The sequence below is a fragment of the Desulfobacter curvatus DSM 3379 genome, from assembly GCF_000373985.1.
In the GTDB taxonomy this organism is placed as follows: domain Bacteria; phylum Desulfobacterota; class Desulfobacteria; order Desulfobacterales; family Desulfobacteraceae; genus Desulfobacter; species Desulfobacter curvatus.
The window spans coordinates 1-4910 of sequence record NZ_KB892958.1; the positions used below are offsets into that span (position 1 = coordinate 1).

Sequence of the window (4910 nt, forward strand, 5' to 3'; positions counted from 1 at the left end):
TTTATAGCTGGGCTGAAGCATGTGCCTTCAAATGGCTGAATCGCCGTGGAGGGAAGCGTAAAAGCTTCACCTTGAAGATTTTCACAAAAGCGATAGACCTTTTGGGTATTGCCAAACCAAAGATGAGAATTGTGAACAGGCAACATCGAGTATTCACATGAACAGATGTCTTATACGAAAGCGAGTATAACCGAGGAACCGGATGCGGGAAAACCGCACGTCCGGGTCTGTGCGGGGGGCGCTGGGTAACTGGCGTTCCTACCGCGAGAGGCTTTCACAAATACTTGGCTCACCTTGTATCTGTGCTTTGCAATAGTTATTTTTTAGTCAAATGATCAACAATATTTAAAAGGATTTTATTATGCAAAGATTTAATATCGCACTAATTTTTAACAATGACGTCTCTGAAAAAATAGCAAAGTACTCTCAATTATTATGTAAAGATATTCATTCAGATTTTGTTGTGGGTAAAAATGCCATTCCACATATGACAGTTGCCCAATTCGATATTGATCCTTCAATGATTAATGAAATCTGGAAACCATGTATGTTAAAAATCAGTAAAACACCAGAGTTATATTTTTCTGGGATTACTATCTTACCTTCAAGTAACGGAGGAGCATGGATAGAAATATCAGTTCTTAAAGGGCAAGAGTTGTTAAATTTGCAAAGAACAATTATCAATATCATTGAACCATTTAGCAGTATAAAAAACGATACTTATGACATGTATAGACCTCATATAACCGTGGCTCATACAACTAAAGGAAATTCAATTAATAATTTTCCTTTTTCATATGAACCTATACGCTTAAAGTCTGTAGAAACAACTTTAGGAATTGGTCTTGGAATCACCTTTGATCCTATTGAACCTGCAAATATTGGGATAACCGATGCATGACAATACAGAATTGGTTGACGATTGGAGAGCTTCACAAAAAATTTATCGTGCTTTTGTCAGAGTAGGTGGTTTTGTTGCTTTTCTTTTGATGTTAATAATTATTGTTTTAAAAAACCTATATTCCTCGCCAACTGAATCGATGATCTCAGAAGTCGCTGATGCTATTATTTTTGAACTTTGCTTATTGTGCTCTGGAGCTTTCCTCGCTTCATCACTGATAGGAATCATTTTTGACCAATATCAAACAAGATTTGTGCAAAACGAAAATTTAATAGCTAAAAGGTTTATAGAAGAAGGAATAATCCGAGTTTTCAAATCAGCAAATGATCCTAATTTGGCAACATTTATATTAAGGCTAATTAAATCAACAAAATCAGAAATAATTGCATGTGGTCTTGGATTGGGGTTGCTTGCACATAATAGAGATATATTAAATGCTATATCAAATCGCTTAAACGAAGAGGATAACGTAAGAGTTAGTATTTATTTTGGGTCAGAGAGTAATGTCGGTGTTCAAAACAGAATCAAAGAAGAAAAAGAATGCCATTTAAAGCTCGGTATCAATTATGATGATCAATGGGTAACTAGATATCCAGCAGAAATAGAAAGTGTTTTGAGTCGAAGTGTTAACAATAATGCATTGAATAGGCTAAAAATCAAAAAAACAGCTGTTTGCCCTATGCTCTCAGTTATCAAATTTGATGACATTTATCTGTTTTTTTCATACGGAACTCCTGATATTAGAGGATCTCAAAGTCCGTGGATAGCCATAAAAGGCACCTCTACTCAAAGTGAATTTGCTCACTTTCTAAAAAGAAACATTGACTATTATCAGAAAGAAAGCTGAGAAAAATGCAAAAAATTATTTACCCTAAAAGAATTAATGAAGGTGGCACAGTTGGCTTTTTTGCTCCTTCCGATCCAGTCCTACCACGGCGTATTGAATATGTTAATAAGGGGATTGACTTACTAAAATCATGGGGATTTTTTCCTGAAACTATTGAAGATGAAGTGTTTAATAAATGGGAAACACTTAGGACAACTCAAGAAAGAATAACAGAATTTAATTCAAAACTCCAAAACCCCAAACTCGATATCTTAATTGCCGTATGGGGGGGGAAAAACTCCAATGATCTATTAGAGAAGTTAGACTATGGTTTGATTCGAAAAAATAATAAACCAATTATTGGCACTAGCGACATAGCAGTTTTATTAAATGCTATTACAGAACATTCTCGAATAGTAACTTTTCATGGACCTAATGTACTTGGTAAACTAAATCAAACTAAAGAAACAGGTTTGCCATTTAACAATTTATCCTATTCCAAAATTACTCAATTGCTTCCCAAAAAAGATGAGTGTAGGATTCATACTATTCAACCTGGAAAATCTGTGGGAACATTGGTTGGTGGTAGCTTAGGAACATTCACGTTGGGACTTTCTGGAACAAAAAACATGCCTTCATTTGAAAAAATTATTTTTTTCTTTGAATCAGCATCTTTGGATTACTATAAGACAAGGCAGCATTTACAGCATTTAAAAATGACTGGTTTTGCAAAAAAAGTAGTTGGTGTTATCGTGGGGGCAATGACAAAAATTGATAAACAGGAATTTGAGGTTTTTGAAAAATTTCTTATTGATTATTTTGAAAATAAAAAAATACCTATTTTATCAACAAATGCTTTTGGCCATGGCTTTTATTACAATCCAACCTTTCCAATTGGACTACGAGTAACTCTAAATACAGAATCTGACAATATGCTACAGCCGGAAGATGAATTATATGAATCCATTAGGTGATTATTTTGTAAAAGGGGATACTAAATCCTATAAAGAATTGTGCGACTGCTTTATTGATCTTGAGCGTTATGCGAATGATGGCTCTCCAAGCGGATTCAATAAAGGAATAGCTCCAGAGTATCACCCCTTCAATAACAAAAAGCACTTTAAGCTTCCAGTGTATCTTTGCAGAAGACTTGATCATGTGCAAATTGGAAATCTCCCAGATTTTTTTGAAGCAGAATTCATAAATGAAAATAAGTTACCAGTCCCTGTTCATCCTCAGGTACTGAGTGCAATTCTATCAAGCTGTCCAAGTTTAGCATCTAAGAAGCAAACGACAATTAAAGTCCAACCAACATCATCCGGAAGAACTGTTTTATGGGATGACACAAAAAAACCTCATTACATTAAACTTCATTTTCCGAAAATCATTGGGAGGTTTCCTCGAGATTTAAGCATTTACAAATGGTTGTCTAGTTTAGAAAAATCAAAGGAATTTTATTTTCACTGTAAAAATTTTCCACCAACTACAGGTTTTTTGTATGATTTTGGTGGAATTTTTTACAATGACAAGGTGACTAACACAGGGTTTGGAACAATATTCCGTGAATTTACACCACGTCCTATTTTACCCCCAAAAAGTAAGTTGTTATTGCCCGCTTTCTCTCTCATAGCACGCTCCAACAAAAGGGGGTATGATAATAATTTACTAAAATGCATAATAGATTGCATTGGTGTTGATCCGCATTTATTTGTATCGCTATTCATTAGCCCTTTATTGGATTCATACTTGTATTTATCGATAGAGTTAGGACTTATACCTGAATGCAATGCACAAAACGTCTTATTTGAATTTGATATTGAAGAGTTAAAAACAAGGGTGGTTTTCCGTGATTTAGGGGACGCTTTTGTTGATTTTGAAGTGAGAAATGGAAAAAAATTGCACACTATGTTTTGCTCATATAAATCTCTTGATGGTGTGTTTGGGAAAGATATTTTTGAAAGAAGAAGTTTTGCATATGACTTCAAGCTTTCGCACTATATTTTTAAACCATTGATTCAGAGATACTCTGAAATTACTCAAATATCTTTTAAGTCACTTTGTAATCAAGTAAAGGACCTTTTTCACGCAAAATTTGATGGCTCCGAAAGCTATTTTGGGTCTAACGATTACTGGTACTCATACCCTAAAGAAAATAATGTTGGAAGAGGTAGGTATATTAAAAATCGCAATCCAAGTTTCAGATAAAGTGCCCAACAAAACGCTGCAGCTGACCGGGGGGAGATAGCGGCTCTTTGAAAGTGTTTGGTTTTTGAAAAAACTTGGCTTTTAGAACGTGCTCGGCTGTATGCCCCCCGGCCAGCTGAGCTCCCCGTTATGTTTCAAAAGAACGGAGGCCGATATGGCATTAGTGAAGTGTAAAGAATGTGGGGCTGAGATCAGCAAGAAAGCCAAAACATGCCCAAAGTGTGGCGCACCGCAAGGCCCGAAACAATATAGCCTAGGTAAGCTTCTCGTTCTAATTGTGTTTGGCGTGTTCTTGTATTCATTATTTTCAGGTAATTCATCTCAAACACCAAGCCCGCCTAACACCAATCAAACGAAGGTGGCCCCAGCGCCCAAGCAGAAGGCAGAACCGGTTTTTGATGTATTGTCAGTTACAGGAAAGTCAAAAAATGAGGTTGCATCAATTATTGGCTCTCCTAAATCATGCTCATCAACGAAATATGGCGAGAAGTGCGTTTATTCAAAGGCTGAAGTGGAAATAGTATTTATAAACCAAAAAGCGGATTGGATAACGGTAAATCAGTTAAACGCGGTCCCTTATGGCGAAGGTGCCTTAGAATTCATTGGCCTTCCTAAATCCACGCCTTCATTCAGCAACTCCAATGTAATGCGGTGGCAAAACAAAAATGGGCTTCTTGAGGTGTCTATTTTTCCGGCAGGCGGCAAAGTTGACTATGCATACATAAAGTCAAGAACAAAATAAACATAATCGGGATAGGACTCCCCATCACTGAGGAGCCCTCCCACACCACCCGGCATACGGATCTCGTACCAGGGCGGTTCGGCTGATTTTATGAATCAGTTCCCAGGCAGATATAATCCTTGATCAATAAAATATCGTTCAGGCATGGCAATGGCCACCCATTTGATTTTACTCATGTGCCAATACTTTTTGCGGGCATTGCCGCATAGCATGGCATCCTGGTGAGCAATACCAAG

5 protein-coding genes are annotated in these 4910 nt (G+C 36.7%); all 5 read left to right on the top strand.

What is annotated here, in order from left to right:
- The first annotated feature begins 361 nt into the window (after positions 1-361).
- The 5 genes from B147_RS0106045 to B147_RS32335 all read left to right on the top strand — a co-directional run bounded on the left by B147_RS0106045 (position 362) and on the right by B147_RS32335 (position 4674).
- Positions 362-901, top strand: a complete 540-nt coding sequence (locus tag B147_RS0106045) for a 2'-5' RNA ligase family protein (protein WP_020586337.1) — start codon at positions 362-364, stop codon at positions 899-901.
- Positions 894-1748 (top strand): hypothetical protein, encoded by an 855-nt coding sequence (locus tag B147_RS0106050; protein ID WP_020586338.1) that lies wholly within the window; start codon positions 894-896, stop codon positions 1746-1748. Before B147_RS0106045 ends, B147_RS0106050 begins: the two co-directional genes overlap by 8 nt.
- 5 nt (positions 1749-1753) lie before the next feature.
- Positions 1754-2701 (top strand): S66 peptidase family protein, encoded by a 948-nt coding sequence (locus B147_RS0106055; RefSeq protein ID WP_020586339.1) that lies wholly within the window; start codon positions 1754-1756, stop codon positions 2699-2701.
- On the top strand, positions 2685-3932 hold the full coding sequence (locus B147_RS0106060) for a hypothetical protein (RefSeq protein ID WP_020586340.1): 1248 nt from the start codon (positions 2685-2687) through the stop codon (positions 3930-3932). Before B147_RS0106055 ends, B147_RS0106060 begins: the two co-directional genes overlap by 17 nt.
- A 154-nt stretch (positions 3933-4086) precedes the next feature.
- Positions 4087-4674, top strand: a complete 588-nt coding sequence (locus B147_RS32335) for a zinc ribbon domain-containing protein (protein ID WP_020586341.1) — start codon at positions 4087-4089, stop codon at positions 4672-4674.
- The last annotated feature ends 236 nt before the right edge of the window (positions 4675-4910 follow it).

Coding starts and splice junctions, on each gene's coding strand:
- B147_RS0106045 (WP_020586337.1), top strand. CDS start 362: ATGCAAAGATTTAATATCGCACTAATTTTTAACAATGACGTCTCTGAA.
- B147_RS0106050 (WP_020586338.1), top strand. CDS start 894: ATGCATGACAATACAGAATTGGTTGACGATTGGAGAGCTTCACAAAAA.
- B147_RS0106055 (WP_020586339.1), top strand. CDS start 1,754: ATGCAAAAAATTATTTACCCTAAAAGAATTAATGAAGGTGGCACAGTT.
- B147_RS0106060 (WP_020586340.1), top strand. CDS start 2,685: ATGAATCCATTAGGTGATTATTTTGTAAAAGGGGATACTAAATCCTAT.
- B147_RS32335 (WP_020586341.1), top strand. CDS start 4,087: ATGGCATTAGTGAAGTGTAAAGAATGTGGGGCTGAGATCAGCAAGAAA.